The organism is Streptomyces sparsus, assembly GCF_054776295.1.
The window spans coordinates 1-2,081 of sequence record NZ_BAAHCA010000865.1 but is presented as its reverse complement, the minus strand read 5'-3'; the positions used below and the strand labels follow the sequence as shown (position 1 = coordinate 2,081).

Below are 2,081 nucleotides of genomic sequence, written 5' to 3'. Positions count from 1 at the left end.
CCCCGCCGAGCCGTCCGGCGCGGGCGTCGGGTCGGTGGCCGGTGGTCCGGGGCCGGCGCACCGGGGGCCGGGCGCACGGGGCTCGGGGGCACGAAGAGGCGTCGTGCAGTTACTTGTTAAGTATTGATCTCCACCATGGCACCGACACGAACCAGGGCAAACCCGGGCGGCTTTCGGTCGACTCGTTGACACCCTTATGACACTCCTACTTAACATGCATGCATGACCGAGCGGCCCGGTATCGGGCCGCTCTCGCACCAAGCAGGAACAGGTCAACGGGAGATGCTCACAGCCCCGGCCGACAACGGCCTCCTCACCGGCACCGCCCGCCACTGGTGGCGCGACGCGGTGATCTACCAGGTCTACGTCCGCAGCTTTCTGGACAGCACCGGCGACGGCATCGGCGATCTGGCCGGCGTCCGGGCCGGGCTGCCGTACCTGAAGAAGCTCGGCGTGGACGGTGTCTGGCTGAGCCCCTTCTATCCCTCCCCGCAGGCCGACCACGGCTACGACGTCGCCGACTACTGCGACGTGGACCCGGTCTACGGAGACCTCGCCGAGTTCGACCGGCTGGTCCAGGACGCCCGGCGGCTCGGCGTCAAGGTCCTGCTCGACATCGTTCCCAACCACTGCTCCAGCGCGCACCCCTGGTTCCGGGAGGCGCTCACCGCGGCACCCGGCAGCCCGGCCCGCGACCGCTTCCACTTCCGCGACGGCCGGGGCCCGGACGGCGACGAGCCGCCCAACAACTGGCGGGCCATGTTCGGCGGGCCGGCCTGGAGCCGCATCACCGAGCCCGACGGCACCCCCGGGCAGTGGTACCTGCACCTGTTCACGCCCGAGCAGCCCGACTGGAACTGGCGCAACCCCGAGATCGCCGACACCTTCGACCAGGTACTGCGCTTCTGGCTGGACCGCGGCGTGGACGGCTTCCGCATCGACGTGGCCGCCGGCCTCTACAAGCACCCTGAACTGCCCGACTCCCTCGACCCGGGCGCCGACGAGCGGGCCCGCGACTCGGTCAACCAGCTCGCGTGGAACCAGCCCGAGGTCCACGAGGTGTGGCGGCGGTGGCGGTCCGTCTGCGAGGAGTACACCGCCCGGGACGGCCACGACCGGCTGCTGGTCGGCGAGGTGTCGGTGCCGACCGCCCGCGAGCACGCCGCCTACGTCCGCCCCGACGAACTGCACCAGGCCTTCTTCTTCGACCTGCTCAGCGCCCCCTGGGACGCGGAGGCGTTCCGCGCCACCATCACCGAGGCGATGCGCGACATCGCCGGCACCGGCTCCACCGTCACCTGGGTGCTGAACAACCACGACCAGGTCCGCACCGTCACCCGCTACGCCGGTGAGCCCGGCGTCGAGGGCAGCGGCCTCGGCTCGGCCCGGGCCCGTGCCGCCGCCCTGCTGATGCTGGCGCTGCCCGGCGCCGCCTACGTCTACCAGGGTGAGGAACTCGGCCTGCCCGAGGTCGTGGACCTGCCGGACGAGGTCCTGACCGACCCGATCTTCCACCGCACCGGCAGCCGGGCCCGCATCCGGGACGGCTGCCGGGTACCGCTCCCCTGGTCCGGCCACGCCTCCCCGTTCGGCTTCAGCCAGGGAGTCGAGGGCGCCCGGCCGTGGCTGCCGCAACCCGAGTGGTTCGCCGAGCACGCCACGGACCGGGCGCTCGCCGACACCCGCTCATTCTGGCACCTCTACCGCGACGGCCTGCAACTGCGCCGCGGCCTGCCGCAGCTCGGCGAAGGCACCCTGCGCTGGCTGGAGACGCCGCCGCAGGTGCTCGCCTTCGTCCGCGGCGACGGGCTGGTGTGCGCCGTCAACTTCGGCACCGATCCGGTGCCGGCTCCCGTCCAGGGCGCCCCGCTGCTGGCCAGCGGGCCGTGTCCGCACGGCATCCTGCCCGGCGCCACCGCCGCCTGGTGGACCGGCGGCGACTCCCCCGTCCCCTGACCCCGTCCCCCGCGGCTCCCGCACCCTTCACCCACTACCGGCACCACCCGGCACCACCCGGCACCACCGGAACAGCACCACCGAGCACCCCTCGCACCAGCGCGCGGCACCGCGACACCGCCGCG

Annotated in this window: 1 protein-coding gene; it reads left to right on the top strand. The window is 72.9% G+C overall.

Annotated elements, in window-relative coordinates; genetic code table 11:
- The first annotated feature begins 282 nt into the window (after positions 1-282).
- On the top strand, positions 283-1,956 hold the full coding sequence (locus ACYVE9_RS24280; RefSeq protein ID WP_461030033.1) for a glycoside hydrolase family 13 protein: 1,674 nt from the start codon (positions 283-285) through the stop codon (positions 1,954-1,956).
- The last annotated feature ends 125 nt before the right edge of the window (positions 1,957-2,081 follow it).

Coding starts and splice junctions, on each gene's coding strand:
- ACYVE9_RS24280 (WP_461030033.1), top strand. CDS start 283: ATGCTCACAGCCCCGGCCGACAACGGCCTCCTCACCGGCACCGCCCGC.